This window comes from Pseudomonas sp. N40(2020) (assembly GCF_014472415.1).
In the GTDB taxonomy this organism is placed as follows: domain Bacteria; phylum Pseudomonadota; class Gammaproteobacteria; order Pseudomonadales; family Pseudomonadaceae; genus Aquipseudomonas.
This window is the reverse complement of sequence record NZ_JACSZV010000017.1, coordinates 92,192-112,722: the sequence shown is the minus strand read 5'-3', so window position 1 is coordinate 112,722 and position 20,531 is coordinate 92,192. Positions and strand designations below refer to the sequence as shown.

Annotated in this window: 19 protein-coding genes; 12 read left to right on the top strand and 7 right to left on the bottom strand. The window is 59.3% G+C overall.

What is annotated here, in order from left to right:
- Positions 1–57: 57 nt before the first annotated feature.
- Complete coding sequence (gene yrfG, locus IAI51_RS13425; RefSeq protein WP_187678920.1) at positions 58–720, bottom strand: GMP/IMP nucleotidase; 663 nt, start codon at positions 718–720, stop codon at positions 58–60.
- 88 nt (positions 721–808) lie between these two features.
- Here yrfG and nudE point away from each other — a divergent pair, with 88 nt between their 5' ends.
- On the top strand, positions 809–1,378 hold the full coding sequence (gene nudE, locus IAI51_RS13420) for an ADP compounds hydrolase NudE (protein ID WP_095190590.1): 570 nt from the start codon (positions 809–811) through the stop codon (positions 1,376–1,378).
- Positions 1,379–1,385: 7 nt separating this feature from the next.
- Positions 1,386–2,213 carry a 3'(2'),5'-bisphosphate nucleotidase CysQ gene (gene cysQ / locus IAI51_RS13415; RefSeq protein ID WP_187678922.1) on the top strand — a complete coding sequence of 276 codons (828 nt, stop codon included), beginning with the start codon at positions 1,386–1,388 and terminating at the stop codon, positions 2,211–2,213.
- 76 nt (positions 2,214–2,289) lie between these two features.
- Here the strand turns inward: cysQ and IAI51_RS13410 are convergent, their stop codons facing one another.
- From IAI51_RS13410 to rfbC, 4 genes are read right to left on the bottom strand one after another with little or no spacing between them, the layout of a single operon-like run.
- Positions 2,290–2,745, bottom strand: coding sequence for a YiiD C-terminal domain-containing protein (locus tag IAI51_RS13410; RefSeq protein WP_187678919.1), 456 nt, complete (start codon positions 2,743–2,745; stop codon positions 2,290–2,292).
- The gene (locus IAI51_RS13405; protein ID WP_187678918.1) at positions 2,742–4,127 is read right to left on the bottom strand and encodes a sigma-54-dependent transcriptional regulator; all 1,386 of its coding nucleotides are present in this window, start codon (positions 4,125–4,127) and stop codon (positions 2,742–2,744) included. The genes IAI51_RS13410 and IAI51_RS13405 overlap by 4 nt, the downstream gene beginning before the upstream one ends.
- The gene (locus IAI51_RS13400; RefSeq protein ID WP_187678917.1) at positions 4,124–5,932 is read right to left on the bottom strand and encodes an ATP-binding protein; all 1,809 of its coding nucleotides are present in this window, start codon (positions 5,930–5,932) and stop codon (positions 4,124–4,126) included. Before IAI51_RS13400 ends, IAI51_RS13405 begins: the two co-directional genes overlap by 4 nt.
- A 42-nt stretch (positions 5,933–5,974) precedes the next feature.
- On the bottom strand, positions 5,975–6,520 hold the full coding sequence (rfbC, locus tag IAI51_RS13395) for a dTDP-4-dehydrorhamnose 3,5-epimerase (RefSeq protein WP_047299314.1): 546 nt from the start codon (positions 6,518–6,520) through the stop codon (positions 5,975–5,977).
- Positions 6,521–6,667: 147 nt separating this feature from the next.
- Here rfbC and IAI51_RS13390 point away from each other — a divergent pair, with 147 nt between their 5' ends.
- The 4 genes from IAI51_RS13390 (at position 6,668) to IAI51_RS13375 (ending at position 12,242) form a co-directional block, all read left to right on the top strand.
- Positions 6,668–9,580 carry an aminotransferase gene (locus tag IAI51_RS13390; protein WP_187678916.1) on the top strand — a complete coding sequence of 971 codons (2,913 nt, stop codon included), beginning with the start codon at positions 6,668–6,670 and terminating at the stop codon, positions 9,578–9,580.
- A gap of 213 nt (positions 9,581–9,793) precedes the next feature.
- The gene (gene aguB, locus IAI51_RS13385) at positions 9,794–10,672 is read left to right on the top strand and encodes an N-carbamoylputrescine amidase (RefSeq protein WP_187678915.1); all 879 of its coding nucleotides are present in this window, start codon (positions 9,794–9,796) and stop codon (positions 10,670–10,672) included.
- A gap of 5 nt (positions 10,673–10,677) precedes the next feature.
- Positions 10,678–11,784, top strand: a complete 1,107-nt coding sequence (gene aguA / locus IAI51_RS13380; RefSeq protein ID WP_187678914.1) for an agmatine deiminase — start codon at positions 10,678–10,680, stop codon at positions 11,782–11,784.
- 245 nt (positions 11,785–12,029) lie between these two features.
- Positions 12,030–12,242, top strand: coding sequence for a hypothetical protein (locus IAI51_RS13375; RefSeq protein WP_187678913.1), 213 nt, complete (start codon positions 12,030–12,032; stop codon positions 12,240–12,242).
- A 97-nt stretch (positions 12,243–12,339) separates the two neighbouring features.
- On the opposite strand, the gene IAI51_RS13370 is transcribed toward IAI51_RS13375, so the two are convergent.
- Complete coding sequence (locus tag IAI51_RS13370) at positions 12,340–14,433, bottom strand: TonB-dependent receptor (RefSeq protein WP_187678912.1); 2,094 nt, start codon at positions 14,431–14,433, stop codon at positions 12,340–12,342.
- A gap of 256 nt (positions 14,434–14,689) precedes the next feature.
- Between IAI51_RS13370 and IAI51_RS13365 the strand changes: the two genes are divergently transcribed.
- The 6 genes from IAI51_RS13365 (at position 14,690) to IAI51_RS13340 (ending at position 19,387) form a co-directional block, all read left to right on the top strand.
- Positions 14,690–15,358 (top strand): DsbA family protein, encoded by a 669-nt coding sequence (locus IAI51_RS13365; protein ID WP_187678911.1) that lies wholly within the window; start codon positions 14,690–14,692, stop codon positions 15,356–15,358.
- Positions 15,359–15,655: 297 nt separating this feature from the next.
- Positions 15,656–16,942 (top strand): OprD family porin, encoded by a 1,287-nt coding sequence (locus tag IAI51_RS13360; protein ID WP_187678910.1) that lies wholly within the window; start codon positions 15,656–15,658, stop codon positions 16,940–16,942.
- 232 nt (positions 16,943–17,174) lie between these two features.
- Positions 17,175–17,921, top strand: a complete 747-nt coding sequence (locus IAI51_RS13355; RefSeq protein ID WP_187678909.1) for a 2OG-Fe dioxygenase family protein — start codon at positions 17,175–17,177, stop codon at positions 17,919–17,921.
- 79 nt (positions 17,922–18,000) lie between these two features.
- A complete protein-coding gene (locus IAI51_RS13350) occupies positions 18,001–18,378 on the top strand; it encodes a GNAT family N-acetyltransferase (protein WP_016986309.1) in 378 nt (125 codons plus the stop codon).
- On the top strand, positions 18,375–19,091 hold the full coding sequence (locus IAI51_RS13345; protein WP_123529786.1) for an AzlC family ABC transporter permease: 717 nt from the start codon (positions 18,375–18,377) through the stop codon (positions 19,089–19,091). The genes IAI51_RS13350 and IAI51_RS13345 overlap by 4 nt, the downstream gene beginning before the upstream one ends.
- Positions 19,070–19,387 (top strand): AzlD domain-containing protein, encoded by a 318-nt coding sequence (locus IAI51_RS13340; protein WP_007909127.1) that lies wholly within the window; start codon positions 19,070–19,072, stop codon positions 19,385–19,387. Before IAI51_RS13345 ends, IAI51_RS13340 begins: the two co-directional genes overlap by 22 nt.
- Here IAI51_RS13340 and IAI51_RS13335 read toward each other — a convergent pair.
- Entirely contained in the window at positions 19,304–20,230 is a 927-nt protein-coding gene (locus IAI51_RS13335) for a LysR family transcriptional regulator (RefSeq protein WP_187678908.1), read from the bottom strand. The genes IAI51_RS13340 and IAI51_RS13335 overlap by 84 nt on opposite strands.
- Positions 20,231–20,531 lie beyond the last annotated feature (301 nt).

Genomic DNA, 20,531 nt, shown 5'->3' with positions numbered 1-20,531 from the left:
CTTTTGATTTTAAAAACAAGATCAAAAGATCGCAGCCTCCGGCAGCTCCTACAGGAGTCAAAGGCCTGAGATCAGATCCCGATAATCCTCGACCGCTGCAAACTCCGCAGTATCTTTCGGCCCTTTGCGGCTGTCCGGTTCTTTGACCGCCAACAAGTGCGCCACGCCGAAATCCCGCGCACTGCGCAGAATCGGCAAGGTGTCGTCGATAAACAAACTGCGCGCCGGATCAAAACCGATATCCGTCTGCAAGGCATCCCAGAACTGCGGGTTCTCCTTGGGGTAACCGTAATCGTGCGAGCTGATCAACCGTTCGAAATAGGGCGCCAGTTCAATCCGCTCCAGCTTCAACGACAGCGAATCACGGTGCGCGTTGGTGATCATGATCACCCGTTTGCCGGCCCGTTTTATCGCCGCCAGAAAGGTATCGGCATCCGGGCGCAGGGCGATCAGGTGCGCGGTTTCCTGCTTCAATTCACGCACTGACAACTTCAGCTCCGTGCTCCAGAAATCCAGGCAATACCACTGCAATTGACCGGCATGGCGCTCGAACAGCGGCTGCAATTCCATCTCGGCCATGGCCCGGCTGATCCCGTGGAGATCGGCGTAACGTTGGGGCAGATGTTCCAGCCAGAAATGGTTATCGAAGTGCAGATCCAGCAACGTGCCGTCCATGTCCAGCAGAACGGTATCGATGTCGGACCACGGTAATGAAGGCATGGCAACGTCTCGAACGGTGAAAAGATATCCGACGTAAACAATCGGGAAAGCCGCGTTATAGTAGCGCGTTCACGCCAAGGAGCTTTGCATGCGCCAGAAACCCACTGTACTTGCCCGCGAAATCGTCGCCACCAGCCGCCTGTTTTGCGTCGAAGAACTGAAGCTGCGTTTTTCCAACGGCGTGGAGCGCACTTACGAGCGGCTGGTCGGCAAGGGGGCGGGATACGGCGCGGTGATGATCGTGGCGATGCTCGATGCCGAGCACGCGGTGCTGGTCGAGGAATACTGCGGCGGCACTGACGAATATGAGTTGTCCTTGCCTAAAGGTTTGATCGAGCCGGGCGAAGATGTGTTGGCGGCGGCCGAGCGTGAACTCAAGGAAGAGGCGGGTTTCGGCGCGCGGCAACTGGAACATCTGACCGAGCTGTCGCTGTCGCCCGGTTACATGAGCCAGAAGATTCAGGTGGTGCTGGCCACCGATCTTTACGAGGAACGTCTGGAGGGCGATGAGCCCGAGCCGATGCGGGTCGACAAGGTCAACCTGCGTGAGTTGTCGGCGCTGGCGCTGAATCCGCAGTTTTCCGAAGGGCGCGCCTTGGCGGCGCTTTATTTGACCCGCGACCTGCTGAGCCAGCGCGGTGTTTTCAGTTATGAGTGAGCGTTTGATGAATTTCCCGCACCCGTTGATGGCGCCAGTGATCGAGCTGGCATTGCAGGCAGGCGAAGCGATTTTGCCGTTCTGGCGCGCAGGCGTTGAAGTCACGGCCAAGTCCGATGACTCGCCGGTGACCGCTGCGGACCTGGCCGCGCATCACCTGATCGTTGCGGGTCTGACGGCGCTGGATCCGAGCATTCCGGTGCTGTCCGAAGAGGACGCCAATATCCCGCAAAGCGTGCGCGCCGGCTGGCAGCGCTGGTGGCTGGTGGATCCGCTGGATGGCACCAAGGAGTTCATCAGTGGCAGTGAAGAGTTCACCGTCAACATCGCCCTGATCGAAAACGGCCGGGTGGTGTTTGGTGTGGTGTCGATGCCGACCAACGGTCGTTATTACGTCGGTGGTAACGGGTTGGGCGCGTGGCGCTGTGACAAGGGCGGCACACTGGTTTCGATTCAGGTGCGCGACGTACCGGCGCCGGGCGAAGCGTTCACCGTGGTTGCCAGTCGTCGGCATTCCAGTCCTGAGCAGGAGCGCTTGCTCGCAGGACTCAGCGCCAGTCTGGGTGAGCTGCAATTGGCCAATATCGGCAGTTCGTTGAAGTTCTGCCTGCTGGCCGAGGGTGCGGCGGATTGTTATCCGCGCCTGGCACCGACTTCGCAGTGGGACACGGCGGCGGCGCAGGGTGTGCTGGAAGGTGCGGGCGGTGAGGTGCTGGATTTGCGTGGTGACGCGTTCTGCTATCCGGCGCGGGAATCGTTGCTGAACGAGTTCTTTTTGGCGCTGCCGGCGAAGGCAGCGTGGCGAGCGAGGTTGTTGGAGCTCGCTCGCGGTTAAGATCAAAAGATCGCGGCCTGCGGCAGCTCCCACATGGATAAGCCTGTAGGAACTGCCGCAGGCTGCAATCTTTGCTTTAACGATGCAAAACGTACTGCCCGCTAAACGTCACGGCGTCCTCATCATTCCCGGAATTGACGATCCGCGTATTCAACGTCAACCGCGCCCGTCCATAACGCTGATACATCGCCAGAAACTTCTTCCACACCGCCGCCTCCGGCGCCGGGCAAATCGCTGTGGCATCCCCCGTCACCGGCAGGGGATAACTGATCTGCCCCTCCTGAATCACGATGTGCCCGTCCTCGATCCCTTCTTCCTTCAGGCGCAAATGCAGCCAGCCCCAACCGGCCAGCACTGCCCCGCAGTAGAGACTGCCACCGAACATGGTGCTTTTGTGGTTGACGTTGGCATCCAGCGGCAAGTGCAGACTCAGCTGCTGCGCCTGCCAGTCGAGCACTTTGAGGCCCATCGCCTGAGTCAGGGGAATGTCGTGATGCAGGACCGATTCCAGATAGCGACTGTCGCGGTTCATTCGGCTTCATCTCCGTGGGCGCCGCTGTCGGCAAAGCTCAAGCCGTGCTTGCGCAGTTTGTCGTGCAGCGTCTTGCGCGGAATGCCCAGCGCTTCGGCAAGGCTGCGCACGGAGCTGTGGGCGCGCGACAGTTCGGCGGCGATCAGCGACTTCTCGAAGTTTTCCACTTGCTCGCTGAGGCCTCCGGCGATGACTTCAACGGTCGCGCCACCCCCTTCGGTGCCGGTGTTATCCAGCGCCAGTTCCAGGCCAAGGGCGAAACGTTCTGCCGCGTTCTGCAACTCGCGCACGTTGCCAGGCCAGGTGTGACGCAGCAGCAGGGCGCGTTGTGCCGGTTGCAGTTCGTGGGGCGGCAAGCCGTGGCGGGCGCTGGCTTCATCGGCGTAATGCTGGAACAGCACCAGCGCATCTTCGCCACGTTCTCGCAGCGGGGGAATGCGTAATGGCGCGACGTTAAGACGGTAATACAAGTCGGCACGGAAGCGGCCCTGATCAGCGGCCTGGCGCAGGTCTTCCTTGGTCGCGGCGATCACGCGGATATCCAGCGGAATCAGCTGATTGCCGCCCAAACGTTCAACGACGCGCTCCTGCAGCATGCGCAGCAACTTCACCTGCACGTCCATGCTCATGCTTTCGATTTCATCGAGGAACAACGTACCGCCATTGGCGAATTCGAACTTGCCGATTCGGCGTTTTTGCGCGCCAGTGAACGCGCCCGGCTCATGACCGAACAGTTCACTTTCCACGACTGATTCAGCCAGCGCCCCGGCATTGATCGCCACGAACGGGCCGTTGCGGCGGCTCGATAGATCATGCAATGCCCGAGCGACGACTTCTTTGCCAGCCCCGGTTTCGCCAAGTATCAGCACGTCAGCCTTGGTCGCCGCCAACGCGCCGATCTGCTCGCGCAGGCGCAACATCGGTGTCGAGTGGCCGACCAGACGCGCGCTCAGTTCATTGCGATCGCTGAGGGCCAGACGCAGACTGCGGTTGTCCAGCACCAGGCGGCGCACGGCCAGGGCGCGGCGCACGCTGTCGAGCAGAGCATCGCTGGCGAACGGTTTTTCGAGGAAGTCATAAGCCCCGGCACGCATCGCCTGCACGGCCAGCGGCACATCGCCGTGGCCGGTGATCAGCAGCACTGGCAGCTCGGGATCCTGGGCGTGCAACTCGCTCAGCAATTCGAGACCGTCCATGCCCGGCATGCGGATGTCGCTGACCACCACACCCGGCCAGTCGCGCTCCAGTTGTCCGGCCAGCCCTTTGGCTTCAGACAGCGGGAGGATTTTCAGCCCGGCCAGATCCAGGGTCTGGCCGAGGGCCTGACGCAGGTGCGGATCGTCGTCGATCAACACCACCTGAATGCGATTGTCGATGGTCATGCACTTCGATCCTCGGACGGTTGCAGGCTGACCCCGGGCGCGCCGGCGCGCAGCCGCAGGGTGATCAAGGCGCCACCTTGTTTGTGGTTGGAGAACGACAGTTCACCACCGAAGGCGCGCATCAGGGTTTCACAGATCGCCAAACCCAGACCAAGGCCTTGAGTACGGGTCTTGGTGGTGTAGAAGGGCTCGCTGGCGCGACCGAGGGCTTCCATACAGAACCCCGGGCCGTTGTCGCGAATGTACAGATTGACGCCTTCGGCAGTGGATTCGGCACTCAGCCACAATTTGCGCGGCGGGCCCTTTTCGGTGAGGGCGTCGAGGGCGTTGGCCAGCAGATTGCCGAGTACCTGGCGCAGGCGGGTTTCCCCGGCTTCGACCCACAGGGTGGCGGCGGGCAGGTCGCGGATCAGCTCGACTTCCATGCTGCGCCGACGCTTGGCCAGCAAGGCCAGAGCATCGTCCAGCGCCGGTTGCAGGGCGACGCTTTCCGGGGCGTGGCGATCGCGGCGGGCGAACGCACGCAGGTGGGCGATGATCGACGCCATGCGCCCGGTCAGTTCGCTGATCAGTTTGAGGTTGCCGCGCGCGTCGTCAGTACGCTCATGGTCGAGAAGCACTTCAGCGTTCTCCGCGTAGCTGCGGATCGCCGCCAGCGGCTGATTGAGTTCGTGGCTGATGCTTGCAGACATGGTTCCCAACGCTGACAACTTGCCGGCCTGTACCAGATCATCCTGAGCACGAACCAGTTCTTGTTGCGCCTGTTCGCGCTCCAGCACTTCCTGTTTCAAGCGGCGGTTGAGGCCTTCGAGGTCGCTGGTGCGTTCGGCGACGCGACCTTCCAGTTCACGACGGGCCTTGGCTTCAAACGCGATGCGCTCCAGATAGTGGCGACGGCGCTGCATCATCAGGCCGAGAAGCAGCATCATAACCAATAGCGTGGCGCCACCGATGGCGACCACCGTACGCACCGGGCGGTCGATCAGCGTGCGCGGCGCAAGAATGCTGACGCTCCAGCCGGTTTCGGCGATGTCGTGGGTTTGTGTCAGCCAGGCATCGGGGCTGAGGTTCAGCGGACGCGGTTCACGGGTCGGGTAGGGCTGGATTGCGGTGATCGCTGCGCGCTCGGTATCGCTCAAGACGCGGGTCGAGCGGAAGCGCCATTCAGGACGCGAGGTGAGGATGACCACACCGTTATGGTCGGTCACCAGCAGTTGTTCCGGGGTTTTGCCCCAGAGACTTTCGGTGTGGTCGAGATCGACTTTGATCACCAGCACGCCAGTGATCTTTTCACCATTACGCACCGCAGCGGCGAAGAAGTAGCCGCGCTTGGCCGATGTCGTTCCAAGACCGAAAAAGCGCCCGAGACGCCCGGCCATGGCTTCGCTGAAATACGGGCGGAAGGAGAAATTGCGGCCCACGAAGCTATCGTGTTTGTCCCAGTTCGACGCCGCGAGTGTTTTCCCGGTAGTGTCCATCAGGTACATGACTTCGGCGCCAGTCTGTGCGGCGATGTTTTTCAGCAGACGGTTGGCATTACCTTGGGTAACACCATCGTCTGGCGCTCCAAGCACGGTACGCAGGGCCGGCAGGTCGCCGAGGATCTGCGGCAACACTTCATAGCGGTGCAGGGTGCCCAGCAGGTTGGCGACGTAGAGGTCGAGGGTCTGGCGATTCTGTCCGGCCAGTTCGCTGCGGTAATAGCGCTCGGCCAGATGCTCCAACGGCCACAGTAAAGGCGCCAGACACAGGGCCAGAAGGGCGAGGCTGCGCCAGCGGGGTCTGCGGGGAAGGGATGGTTTCATGAGCCGGATGCGCCTGAGGGAACAGGCGCATTATGCCCGGCCTCAGGAAAAGACGTCAGCGTCCTTGAGCAACGCTGCAGCTTGATCCTTCGCCGAGAGTTTCGGCGCTTCGTCCAACTGCCAGTCGATACCCAGAGCAGGGTCGTCCCAGCGAATGCTGCGCTCGGACGATGGGTCGTAGTAGTTGGTGGTCTTGTAGAGGAACTCGGCGAACTCGCTCAGCACTACGAAGCCATGGGCGAAACCTTCCGGTACCCACAGCTGACGATGGTTTTCAGCCGACAGGCGCACCGCCACCGACTTACCGAAGTGCGGCGAGCTGCGGCGAATGTCCACGGCCACATCAAGCACTTCACCGACCGTGACGCGCACCAGTTTGCCCTGGGTGTTTTCCAACTGATAATGCAGGCCACGCAGCACGCCTTTTTGCGAGCGCGAATGGTTGTCCTGAACGAATTGGGTGTCCAGGCCGGTCGCGTCCTGGAACGCCTTGGCGTTGAAACTCTCGTAGAAGAAACCGCGCTCGTCACCGAACACCTTGGGTTCGATGATCAGAACACCGGGCAAATCGGTGGTGATTACATTCATTGGGATTTCCATAGGCAGGTGTGAATGGTCGACATTCTTGCGCAAAGTGCCGGCGGATGCGAGCGCTCGAATAACCACGATCAGGGGTTGCGTATCCTCCGAAGCAGTGGCGATATAAGCGCCTAATAAAATTTCAGGGGTCGTTTCATGCCGCTCGCCACGTTGATTCATCGCGCCAGTTTGCCCAGCCCGCAGGTTTCAGAGGCGCAGGCCTTGCAATGGCTCGCCGAACATTACGGGCTCGGCGGCACGTTACAGGCCCTCGGCAGTCAGCAAGATCTTAACTATCGCGTAGACAGTGAGCGCGGGCGGTTTGTGCTGAAAATCTGCCGTGGCGATTACGCCCTTGTCGAGTTGCAAGCCCAGCATGCCGGCCTAAAGTATCTGGCCGAACACTGCACAGTAAATGTGCCGCGGGTGATTGCCGCCAATAACGGTCAGGACCTGCTGACGCTGCAAGTCGATGGCGAGCCGGTACATGTGCGGCTACTCGATTACATCGAAGGTCAGCCGCTGACCCATCTCGATCACTTGGGCCATGACGTGGTGGCCGGGTTTGGCCGGCTCTGCGGTGAGATGGACCTGGCACTGGCCGGATTCGACCACCCGGGCCTTGAGCGCACATTGCAATGGGACGCGCGCCATGCCAGCGCACTGATCAGTCATTTGCTGCCAGTGATCAAGGACGACCAGCAGCGCGCATTGATCGCCGACGCCGCCGAGCAGGCCGAGCGCCGCTTGCAGCCACTGGTGGACAAACTGCCGGTGCAGGCGATTCACATGGACATCACTGACGACAACGCCGTCTGGCAGCGCGACGCACAGCGCCATTGGCAATTGCAGGGTGTGATCGATTTCGGCGACCTGATCCGCACCTGGCGCATTACCGATCTGTCGGTGACATGCGCCGCATTGCTGCATCACGCCGACGGCGATCCGTTTGTGATTCTGCCGGCGGTTCAGGCTTATCACGCCGTCAATCCGCTGCAACACGAAGAACGGCAAGCCCTGTGGCCACTGATCGTCGCCCGGGCGGCGGTGCTGGTGCTCAGTGGCGAGCAGCAGGTCAGTATCGACCCTTCCAATACCTACAGCCGCGACAACCTCACCCACGAGTGGGAAATCTTCCGCGTCGCGACATCCGTGCCGCTGGCGTTGATGGAGGCGGCGATTCTCAGCGCGGTCGGGCAACCCTTGGCGGCGATCAACGGCGAAGACTTTGCGCCGTTGCTGCCAAGTCTGGTCGGGCGTGAATTTGCTCTGATCGACCTTGGCGTTCTCAGTCCGCATTTCGAGGCCGGCAACTGGGAGCAGGAGGGCATCGACCAGCGATTGCTGAATGAAGCGGCTGCCGCGCATGGTCTGGCGGCGAGTCGTTATGGCCAATACCGTTTGTCGCGTACTCAACCGGACAGTGCCGCTGAGCCGGACACCTTCCCGCTGCACGTTGAATTACGCGTGCCCAATGGCACGCCTGTGGAATCGCCGTTTGCCGGTGTGGTTCATCAGCGCCCAGAGGGTGCGCTGCAACTGGACGGCCCACAGCTCAGCGTACGTTTGTGGGGCGTGACACCATCGCTGCAAAGCGGGGCGGCGCTGGTCAAAGGTCAGGTGCTGGGTTCGGTCAGCGGGCCGTTGATTGTACAACTGAGTCGCGGTGCGCAATGGGATGCGCCGCTGTTCTGCACGCCGTCCCGTGCGGCCGCCTGGCAGGCGCTGTGTCCGTCACCGGCAGCTTTGCTTGGATTGGCCTGCGATGCCGAGCAGGAGCTGGATGCGAAGACCTTGCTTGAGCGCCGCGACGCCAGTTTTGCCCGCACGCAAAAACACTATTACGTGGATCCGCCGCGCATTGAGCGCGGCTGGCGCAATCACCTGATCGACATGCAGGGCCGTTCCTACCTCGACATGCTCAACAACGTGGCGGTGCTCGGTCACGGTCATCCGCGCATGGCGGCGGTCGCTGCCCGGCAGTGGTCGCTGCTCAACACTAACTCACGCTTCAACTATGCGGCGGTGGCCGAGTTCTCCGAGCGCTTGCTCAAGCTGGCGCCGGAAGGCATGGATCGGGTGTTTCTGGTCAACAGCGGCAGCGAGGCCAATGACCTGGCGATCCGTCTGGCGTGGGCCTACAGCGGCGGTCGCGACATGGTCAGCGTGTTGGAGGCTTATCACGGTTGGACGATCGGTGCCGATGCGGTGTCGACCTCGATTGCCGACAACCCGAAAGCCCTTGAAAGCCGTCCGGACTGGGTGCATCCGGTGATCGCGCCGAACATTTATCGTGGCGAATTCCGTGGCCTCGATTCGGCGCCGGACTATGTGCGCAGCGTCGAGCATCATCTGGCGAAAATCGCTGAGCAGAAGCGTCAACTGGCCGGGTTTATCTGCGAGCCGGTGTATGGCAATGCCGGCGGCATCTCGCTGCCACCCGGTTACTTGAAGCAGGTGTATGCGTTGGTCCGCGCGCAGGGCGGTGTGTGCATCGCCGATGAAGTGCAGGTCGGTTACGGGCGCATGGGCCATTTCTTCTGGGGTTTCGAAGAACAAGGTGTGGTGCCGGACATCATTGTCATGGCCAAAGGCATGGGCAACGGCCAGCCACTCGGTGCGGTCATTACTCGCCGGGAAATCGCCGAAGCGCTGGAGGCTGAGGGTTACTTCTTCTCGTCAGCCGGCGGCAGTCCTGTGAGCTGCCAGATCGGCATGGCCGTGCTGGATGTGATGGAAGAAGAAAAACTCTGGGAGAACGCCCAAGTGGTCGGCGGCCACTTCAAGGCGCGGCTCGAAGCGTTGATCGATAAACATCCGCTGGTGGGCGCGGTGCACGGCTCCGGTTTTTATCTGGGGGTTGAGCTGATCCGTAATCGCGACACACTGGAACCGGCGACAGAAGAAACCACATCGCTGTGCGATCGCCTGCGCGAGCTGGGGATTTTCATGCAACCGACCGGCGATGACCTGAACATCCTCAAGATCAAACCGCCGATGGTGACCTCGCGGCGCAGTGTGGATTTCTTTGTCGACATGCTGGATCGGGTGCTTACCGAAGGCCTGTAAGCCACGGATTCCCAACCGCTCCTACACAAAGCAGATTTATATCGGCTATTTGTGATTATTTTTCGATGAAAGGTTGGTAGATAGCTTCTAAAGCCGATATTTATCGGCTATAAAGTCGCCATTGCTCCGGCATGGCGATTTTTTGTCCGGTGCGCGCGTTTTTTCTCTTCGGTCGAATCCTCGACCGTCAAAGCACTTGCCCGGAGATGATTCATGAGCCGTATCGTTACCGTCGCCGCCACGCAGATGGCCTGTTCGTGGGATCTGGAAGCCAACCTCGAAACCGCTGAAAGACTGGTGCGCGAAGCTGCCGCAAAAGGCGCGCAGATCATCCTGATCCAGGAGCTGTTCGAAGCGCCGTACTTTTGCCAGAAGCCGAACCCGGACTATCTGCAACTGGCCACTACGGTGGAAGAAAACGTCGCGATCAAACATTTCCAGAAAATCGCCAAAGAGCTGCAAGTGGTGCTGCCGATCAGCTTCTACCAGCTGGCCGGTCGTGCGCGTTTCAACAGCATCGCGATCATCGATGCCGACGGCAGCAACCTCGGGATTTATCGTAAAAGCCACATCCCGGATGGCCCGGGTTACCACGAAAAGTATTACTTCAACCCGGGCGATACCGGCTTCAAGGTCTGGAATACCCGTTACGCAAAAATCGGCGTGGGCATCTGCTGGGATCAGTGGTTCCCGGAAGCGGCGCGGGCGATGGCGCTGCAAGGTGCGGAAATCCTGTTCTACCCGACCGCCATCGGCAGCGAGCCGCACGACAAGAGCATTTCGTCCCGCGATCACTGGCAGCGCGTGCAGCAGGGCCATGCCGGCGCCAACCTGATGCCGCTGATCGCCAGCAACCGCATCGGTAACGAAGAACAGGACGGCTACGACATCACGTTCTACGGCTCATCGTTCATCGCCAACCAGTTCGGCGAAAAAGTGCAGGAGCTGAATAAAACCGAAGAAGGTATTCTTGTGCACACTTTCAACCTCGACGAGCTGGAACATATTCGCAGCGCGTGGGGTTCATTCCGCGACCGCCGGCCGAATCTGTACGGCGCGTTGAAAACCCTCGACGGTTCCCTGGAGTCCTGATCCCGATGACCACATTGAAAAGCACCCCGCGCGCCGACGGCTTCCACATGCCGGCCGAGTGGGCACCCCAAACGCAAACCTGGATGATCTGGCCCGAGCGCCCGGACAACTGGCGCCTGGGCGGCAAACCTGCACAAGCAGCCCACGCGGCGGTGGCCAAGGCCATCGCCCGTTTTGAACCGGTGACCGTTGCGGTGTCCGCCGGCCAATACGAAAACGCCCGCGCCCGTCTCGACGTGTCGAATATCCGCGTGGTCGAGATGTCCAGCGATGACGCCTGGGTTCGCGACAGCGGTCCGACCTTCGTTATCAATAACAGCGGCGAAGTGCGCGGTGTGAACTGGGACTTCAATGCCTGGGGCGGCTTTGACGGCGGCTTGTACTCGCCGTGGAACCGCGATTCGCAGGTCGGCGGCAAGATCCTCGAGATCGAGCGCAGCCCGCGTTATCGCACCGAAGGTTTTGTGCTGGAGGGTGGTTCGATTCACGTCGACGGCGAAGGCACGCTGATCACCACTGAAGAATGCCTGCTCAACCGCAATCGCAACCCGCACCTGAGTCGCGAAGAAATCGAAGCAGTGCTGAGCGCCAATCTGGCTGTGGATAAAATCATCTGGCTGCCGGACGGTTTGTTCAACGACGAAACCGATGGCCATGTGGATAACTTCTGCTGCTACGTGCGTCCGGGCGAAGTTCTGTTGGCGTGGACCGATGATCCACAGGATCCGAACTACCCGCGCTGTCAGGCCGCGATGAAGGTGCTGGAAAGCAGCATCGACGCCAAGGGGCGCCCGTTCACGGTGCACAAAATGCCGATTCCGGGGCCGTTGTTCGCGACCGAAGAAGAGTGCGCCGGGGTCGATCCGGTGGATGGCACTCAGGAGCGCAATCCGAGCGTGCGTCTGGCCGGTTCCTACGTGAATTTCCTGATCGTCAACGGCGGCATCATCGCACCGAGCTTCGACGATCCGATGGACGCCCCGGCTCGGGAAATCCTGCAGAACCTGTTCCCGCAACACGAAGTGGTGATGGTGCCGGGCCGCGAACTGTTACTGGGTGGCGGCAATATTCACTGCCTTACCCAGCAGCAACCCGCGCCGCACAAAGAGTGAGTTGAGTCGTAACAGCCTGAGTTGATTAATAAATCAGCCGGGCGACGATTAGCGCGCGATGTACCTGAAGAAGCCCGCAGCCCGGTTGGACTGCGGGCTTCTTTGTATCCGCTTGTCGACAAATCGGAAACCTTGGCATAGCTCTTGTATCGGACAAAGGGCACTAGGGAGGGAGGCGAACTTCAACAGTTCTGTCATAAACCTTGGATAACGTAGCCGCTCATGACCGGGGAGAGAGCGCTGAAATGAACGCCGAAGTGAACGTAGTCAGCGAGCGGACGTTGCATCCCATGGCCGTAAAAGGCGAATCGCTCCAGATTGTCGCGCACTTTTTGAAGTCCAATGGAACGCGTCAGATCAGGGAACCTGATCCGCGCCGGATGATGATCGAGCGCTACCCCGCTGACCTGTTCAGCGAGGCCGAACTGGAAGCGTTGTGGGCTGTGATGCAGGGATAAGAAAAACAACAGGGATTGGTAAAAGCGCTGCCGGGATGGCGGCGCTTTTTTATGCAAAACCGAAAAGATCGCAGCCTGCGATCTTTTGATCCCGCTTTTAAAAACTATAGGTGCCCGTCATCACGACGCTACGGGGCGCGCCCGGCTGGATTTGATACTGGCTCGTCGCCGATTCGTAATACTCGCGATCGCTGATGTTGTTCAGCGCTGCGCGCAAATCCCAGTCCTTGAAGCGATAACCGACCAGCGCATCCCAACGGCCATAACCCGGCAGCACGGTGGTGTTGGCGTTATCGGCATAACGCTGGCCAACCAGGGTCAGACCGGTTTCGCCGTACCAGCCCATTTCCGGCTTCCAGGTCAGGAACAGGCTGCCGTTGCGTTTGGCAACGTTGTTGATGCGTTTGCCTTCCAGACCGTTGTTGTCCTTCTCGATCTTCGCATCCTGCACACCGACGCCACCGCGCACGTACCAGTTGCCGACGATGTTGCCGGTGGCGGTCAGCTCGATCCCGCGTGAGCGCTGTACGCCGGTCATGATGGTCAGGGTCGGATCATTCGGATCGGTGGTGCGGCGGTTGTAGAGTTCAAGATCATAGATCGCCAGGGTGGTGCTCAAACGGTCATCGAGCCAGTCACTCTTCACGCCGATTTCTTTCTGCTTGGTCAGCTCGGGGCTCAGATCGTTGGTGTTGCCGGCCGCGCCCGGTGTGATGCCGATCAGGCCTCCGCCCACCGGCGAGAAAGTTTTCGACCACGAGGCGTAGAAGGAGTGATTCTGCAGCGGCGTCCAGACCAGACCCACGCGCGGGCTGGTACTGTGGCTGTCGCGATCTTCGGAAAGGTTCCTGAGCTTGTTGGTCGACTCGATATCAAAGGTGTCGTAGCGCAACCCGGCGAGCAGTTGCCATTGATCGTTCAGGCGCAGTTGATCCTGAACATAGACCGCGCGGCTTTCGACCTCGGTGTGGCTGCTGCTGTTGAGCTGCATGCTGCCGGTGTGGCGCAGGTCGCGGTTGGGGTTGAACAGGTCCAGCGACGGCACAGGTTGCGCACCCGGTGTTCTGCCGGTGGCGGCGTTATACAGTTTTGGATCGCGGCGCTGACTGCCGATCTCGACACCGGTCAGCAGGCGATGCTCAAGGCCGAACGTATCGAAACCGCCTTCAAGTTCGAGGTTGTTGTAGACGTTGCGGGTGTTCAGATCCTGCTGCCAGTGCTGACGCGTGACCTTGTTGGTCGCTGGGGTGTAGCCGGTGAGGTAGGTGTTGTCGAAATCACTGTCGAGCTTGAACACGCCTAGGGTCTGGCGCAGTTGCCAGTTGTCGTTGATCTCGTAGGTGAGTTTCGAGCGCAGGGATTGCGACTTGTCGTCGATGAAATCGTGATCATTGCCGTAGGTTGTGTCGCGGCCGACATCCGCCGGACGCCCGTTTACCCCAGGAATGCCGCGATCCGGTGTGCGGTTGTAACGGCTGTATTCGTACTGCACCAGCCAGTTCAGGTCGGGCGTCAGTTGCCAGCTCATCGACGGCGCGAACAGTTGGCGGTTGCCGCTAACGCCGTCGCGGAAGCTGTTTTCATCCATGTTGCCCATGTTCAGGCGCAGGCTGATGTTCTCGCTCGGGTCGGTGCTGAGGTCGGCGTACAGGCTGCGCAAGTCTTCGCTGCCGGCCTGGGCTTCTATGGTTGAGCGACGTCCGGCCTCAGGCGCTTTGCTCACCCGATTGACGATCCCGCCCTGACTGCCACGGCCATACAGCACGGCGGCCGGACCTTTGAGCACTTCGACGCGCTCGATGTTGTGCAGGTCGCGCTTGTATTGGCTGTCGTCGCGGATGCCGTCCAGATAAAAGTCGTTGCTGGCGTCGAAGCCACGAATGCGCAAGCTGTCGAAGCGGGTGTCGGCGCTGCTGCTGACGTTGGGCATGCCACTCAGGGCATCGCCGATGTCATTGGTGCCGTAGTCGGCGACGTTCGACGTCTTGATCGAATCAATGGCCTGCGGCACATAACGCACTGGGGTCGAGGTGCGGGTCGCGGTATTACTGACTTTGACGCGCGGGTCATCGGCTTGCGCTTCGGCGCTGATGGCGGTGGCGGGCAACTCAGTGGCCGACCAGGCAAAACCGCTGGACAGGAAAGCAGAAAGCCCAAGGGTGACGGGCGTAAGACGGAACGGGGCAGGCATTGAAAAGCGCATCCGAAAGGGTGGAAGAATTCGATCGTGCGAATGGTAATGCTTTGCATTTGCTCCCGTTAATTATTCCTTAAAAGTTCCCTTGTCTGATTGTTTCAAGTTGTGTCGGTCTGGACACAATCTGACCGTTCAGACAATTCGACCGATTCACGAAACAGTCTGAAAGCCATTCCAGCGTTTTTCCCCCACGCTCCGAGGACTAGTCTGCCGGCATTGATTTTTCCCACTTTCAGGCCGGAGTTTTCCGATGATCCTTCATTACATCTATGACCCGCTGTGCGGCTGGTGTTATGGCGCCAAACCGCTGGTACAGGCCGCGCAGCAAGTGCTGCCGGTAATCGCTCATGCCGGCGGGATGATGAGCGGTGCCAACCGCCAGCGTGTTTCCACGCAATTACGCAATTACGTCTTGCCCCACGACCGGCGCATCGCTGAATACACCGGGCAGCCGTTTGGCGAGGCCTATTTCGAAGGCTTGCTGCGCGATCACACGGCTGTGTTCGACTCGACGCCACCCATTGCTGCCGTCATGGCGGCCGAGGCAATCGATGACCGTGGTTTGCAGATGCTCGGGCGGTTGCAGACCGCACACTACGCAGAAGGGCGGCGGATCGCCGATGAATCCGTACTTTTGCTGTTGGCGGATCAGATGGGCTACGCCGAGGAAACTTTCCGGGCCGCGTTTAAATCCGTTGATACCGAGCAGCATGTAAAAACCAGTCGCGCATTGTTGGCGCGCCTTGGCGGTCAGGGGTTTCCGACGTTCGCCTTGGAGCAGGACGGCCAGTTCACCTTGATCGACATCAGTGCCTGGCTGGGCAAACCGCAGGCCTTTGCCGATTGGTTGGGACAGGCCTTGGAGATTAATGAGAAGGGTGAATCGTCAGCGCTCTGCGGCCTCGACGGCTGCTTTTGATAGGCGCTGGATTCACTAGCTGCCGGCATTTCCGTGCAAGGAGTCAGCGCAAAATTTACGTTTCTTAGACGATTTTTGCCTATTTAAAGACGATTCTTGAAATTGACACAATGTTCAAGGCGCGGCTACGATTCGGCCCAACGCCTGTGGCCAACCGCCATGACTCAAAAATAATAAGAAGGCCCGCCACGACTTTGTCGTGGGCGGGCCTTTTTGTTTCGGGGTGAAAAAAGAGTGCATCAGCGCCGTTTCAGCCGTTCGACACAGCGCGTTTCAACCCGTAATAAGGAAAATAAAATGTTGAACAAGCGTATCAGCCTGATCGCTCTGGGGATGTTGAGCGCCACACAGGCCATGGCTAACGACCAGGCCGAATCCAAGGGTTTTGTAGAAGACAGCAGCCTGAAAGTGCTGCTGCGCAACGCCTACATCAATCGAGATTACAAAGACGGAAACGACGACAAGGCCGAATGGGGCCAAGCGGCCATCGGTACGTTCTCGTCCGGTTTCACCCAAGGCACCGTCGGTGTCGGCGTTGACGCCTTCGGTCTGTACGCACTGCGTCTGGACGGTGGCAAGGGCCGCAGCGGCGCTGGTGGTATCGACTTCTTCAAACAGGGCGACAGTGGCAACGCGGCGGACGATCTGTCCAAGTTCGGTGCAGCGGTCAAGTTCCGCGTGTCCAACACCGTGCTGACCTACGGTGACCAGATGCCGGCCCTGCCGGTGCTGAGCTACGACAACGTGCGTCTGCTGCCGGAAAGCTACACCGGTACTTTGATCACCTCCAAAGAGATCAAAGGCCTGGAACTGAACGCCGGTCGTTTCACCGCCGAATCGCGTAAGAGCGCTGAAGGCCGTGACAGTGGTGGCCTGAAGTCGATCAACGTGATTGGCGGTAGCTACCAGTTCACCGAACAGTTCAAGGCTGCGCTGTACGCTTCCGACGTCGAAGACGTCCTGAAGAAGCAATACGTGAACGCCAATTACGTTTTCCCGATCGATAAGGATCAGTCCCTGACCCTGGACTTCAACGGCTATCGCACCAAGCTGGACAACTCCTATGTCCGCGAAAACGGTGTGACCGGTGACGACAACAAGATCTGGAGCCTGGCTGCGACTTTCGCCACCGGCCCGCACTCGTTCACCGTGGCGCACCAGCGCTCCACTGGCGACAGCAACCTGGGCTACGCCTACGGCGGCTATCAGAAAGGTCAGGGTCGCGTCGGCGATGGTGGCAACTCCATCTACCTGGCCAACTCCTACTGGTCGGACTTCAACGCCGAAGACGAACGCAGCTGGCAGTTGGGTTACGGCCTGGACTTCGGCGCATTCGGCGTACCGGGTCTGAGCTACAACTTCGCTTACGTGCGTGGCGACAACATCACCACCTCCACCAGCGAAGGCGGCACCGAGCGCGAAATCTTCAACCAGTTCAAGTACGTCGTGCAAAGCGGCCCGGCCAAAGACCTGAGCGTGAAACTGCGCAGCTCGATCCTGCGTGTTTCGCAGAAATCCAGCGAATACAACGTCAGCGGCAACGAGCTGCGTGTGTTCGTGGACTACCCGATCAACATCTTCTAATGCCTGATAGGGTGTAACAGATGTGAGAAAAGTCCCGACTGGTTCGGGATTTTTTTTCGTCGATTTTTCAGTGAAAACCGGAAAAAACCCGTGTTTTTGTCATGTAAAAGTTGTTTTTAAGTCGCTTCAAACGCCGTTTCAAATAGCCCTTTAAATGCCTGAAATTCTTTCTCATGGACGCAAATTCTCCACCTAATAGATTAGGCCGCTCAACGCAGCGGAGAATTTGGTAATGATCGTTTTGAACAGAGAAGTGGGCGAATCGCTACGGCGCGACAAATATGTCAACGTCCAGGGTGGTGACTTCAATCTCTACGGTCATTTTGCCGACTTCGTCAGACTGACCAAAAGTTGGGAAAACATGGAGCCTGACAGTTACTACGGTCAGGCCGAAGCCGGCATGCGTTACCGTCGTTACAGCGACTTTGAGTACAACCCCAAGACGCGCGAACTGAAGCAACTCGAACATCGCGCGTATGTGCAATCCAAGGAAAACAACGCCTATGTGGGCGGCCTTTTGCGGCACTTCCAGGACTTCTCCGATGAAGTCATCAAGTCGCCGGTGATGCGCAGCCTCATCGACACCGATTTTGAAGTGTACAAAAGCGTGTTGCCGGAAGAATTGCACGATGAAATCTGGCAGTGCCAGATCCACCAGATCCGCATCGAGATCAAACCGGGCAAACAGCTTGAGATCACACCTGAAGGAATTCACTGCGACGGCTACCCGTTCAGCGGTGTGCACTTCTGGGGCCGCAACAATGTCGAGGGTGCCGAGAGTCGTTTGTATGACATCCACGAGCATCAATTGGCGTCGACCACCTACCAGGAGATTCTCGACACCACCTACTTCCTCGATCGTGACATGCGTCACTACGTGACCCCGGCGCGCAATACGCACACCCATGCCATGGCGTACCGGCAGATTCTGGCGATTTCCTTCTCGCGGCCCGGGACCGCTTTCGACATTGTTCGCTAATCAGATCACCCCAATCGACGGCGTCGAGTGCTCGACGCCGGTGGTGCTGCGCCGCGCCACGGCCAAGGATGCGCAGCGCATGGAGCGCTTCTTCCGTCAGTTCGACGAAGTGTCGTTCTGCGAATGGCAGGATGCCAAATGCCTGCGCGGCGTATTGATCCAGAAAACCACCACGGCCTATCTGGCCTTCGACGTGGCGGGTGAAATCGTCGGCGCGGTGTTGGGCGGCATGCTCGGCAGTCGTGGCACGATCAATCATCTGGCGGTCAGCCCGCGTTATCGCAGCCAGGGCGTTGGTCAACGTCTTGTTGAAGCGGCGTCGTCCGACATGAAGCGGGTCGGTGTGCTGCGGATGTTTCTGTTCGTCGACGATGCTAACCTCGCGGGCAAGCGATTCTGGGCTGCCCAGGGTTTTTGCGAGCCTCATGGCGAACGGACATTTGAGAGGGATCTATGAATGAAACGTCCGGCAGCGCGCCGCTGATGGTCAACCATCAGCCGTCGCGTACATTTGCCGAAGCCAGCCCGGTGGTGGCCGGTTACTTCACGGTTGCGTTTGTGTTCGGCTTGATGGCCGTCAACGCCGGGCTGCCATTGTGGCTGCCGGTAGCGATGTGTTTATTCGTGTATGCCGGCGCTTCACAATTCGCCGCGCTCGCGCTGATCTCCAGCGGCGCGTCGCTGACCACCATTGTGCTAACCACTTTCCTGATCAACGCACGGCACATGCTGATGTCGGTGTACATGGCCAAGGCCCTGCGCGCGTTGGGGCTCAGCCGCATGGAGCGCTGGTGCTACGCGGGTGGCCTGACCGACGAATCCTTCGCCTTCCACAGCGTGAAACTCGGCACTGGCGCGCCGGTCAACGTACGCTACCTGATTGGCTTCAACCTGTTCTGCCACACAGCGTGGGTACTCGGCGGTTTGCTGGGCGCGGTGTGCGCGCAATACGCAGCACACTTGATCAAATACCAACTCGACTACGCGCTGACCGCGATGATGCTCTACGTGCTGGTGTCGCTGTGCAATACCCGCAACAAGCTGATCGCCGCCGCCGCGGCCGTCATCTGCATGGGCGCACTGAGCCTGGTCGGCAACTCGCCGTTTAATGTGTTTATCGCCACGTTTGTGGGCTGCGGAGTGGGTGTATGCCTGACCAAACGTTCCTGATTCTGGTGGTCGCGCTGATGATGGCGGTGACTTTCCTGCCACGCGCCTTGCCACTGCAAGTGAATACCGAGCACTGGCCGCCGTTCATCGCGCGCGCGCTGGAATACCTGCCGGTGGCGATCGTCGCTGCGATCAGCCTGACACCCTTGTTGATCAAGGATCAGCACATACAGCTCGATCGCCCGGAATTTTATGCAGCCATTCCGACGCTGTTATGTGCGTATTTCAGCAAAAACCTCTTTCTCAGTGTGGCGGTTGGGACGGCTGCGTACATTGCGCTCGGCTCGTTCATGTAACGGCAGATCGACGACGTCGCTCAACGCCTGATTGGACAACTCCGGATTGTTCACCGCCAGGCGTACTTCGAGGAAATCCTCGAACCCGGGGAAAATCGTCAGGCCGTTTTTCTGCGCGGCCTCGCGCGAGACCATGCCCACCGCATCCATCTGTGTGATCAGCGACAGCGTCAGGGTTTCGCTGCACGAGTAGACCATGCGCTGGCCGTTCTCGTGATTGCCCAGCCCGGCGTCGAGAAAACGCAAAAAGCTGTGGGAATACGGACAATCTTCTGCAGGACGCACCTGAAATTTGTTGCCCAGCAACGTCAACGGATCGTTTTCCTGCCCGCAATGCGCGCCAACCACCTGCACCTGCACATCCGGCAGGACGATGCTCGGCAAACCCGGACGCTGCGGGCCGATCAGCACCGCCAGATCAAAGTCTTCATTCTTCAGCTTGCTGAGGTTTTCCATCGACTCGGCGTAGCTGAACTCCATCTGATAATCGGGAAACACCTCGATCAGGCGTCCGATCATTCGCCGGTTGAAGTCAGGCGCCAAGGTGTTATTCAACGCGACCTTCAACGTGCGCTGCCCGGGCACTTTCAGTGCCTCGACTTTTTCTTCCATCTGTCGCGTGGCAATCAGCACTTTGTCGATATACGGCGTCAGCTCAGTGCCTTGCGGCGTCAGCGTCAGCCCTTTGTTGGAACGACGAAACAAGCGGAAACCGAACTGCTCTTCGACCTTGTTCAACTGCGCGGCCAACGCCTGCACAGTCAGGCACGAATGCTCGGCTGCGGCCGACAACGAGCCGGTCTGCACGATGCGCATGAGGTTGCGTAAGGTTCTGCTATCCATGGGTAATGCCCTCTGAAGTGGGCTGGGTATTGTTGTTTACGAGACTGCCGATCCGGCGCCATATGCCGGCTATATTCCTGCACCTGAGCATAGTTGTCGCGGGTTTAGTAGCGAATTGATGTCCCTGCCGATGGCTGGAAGCTGACACAGGATCGGGTTTTTTGATGACTTGGGGGTGATGAAGGTCAAAAAAACTCACGCGAAATAACAAATCACGGCGTTTTTAACATGCATATTGGGTTAACGAGCTGATTCGTTAGCGGATTAAAAGAAAACAAATATCCGTATCTGTACTAGGCTT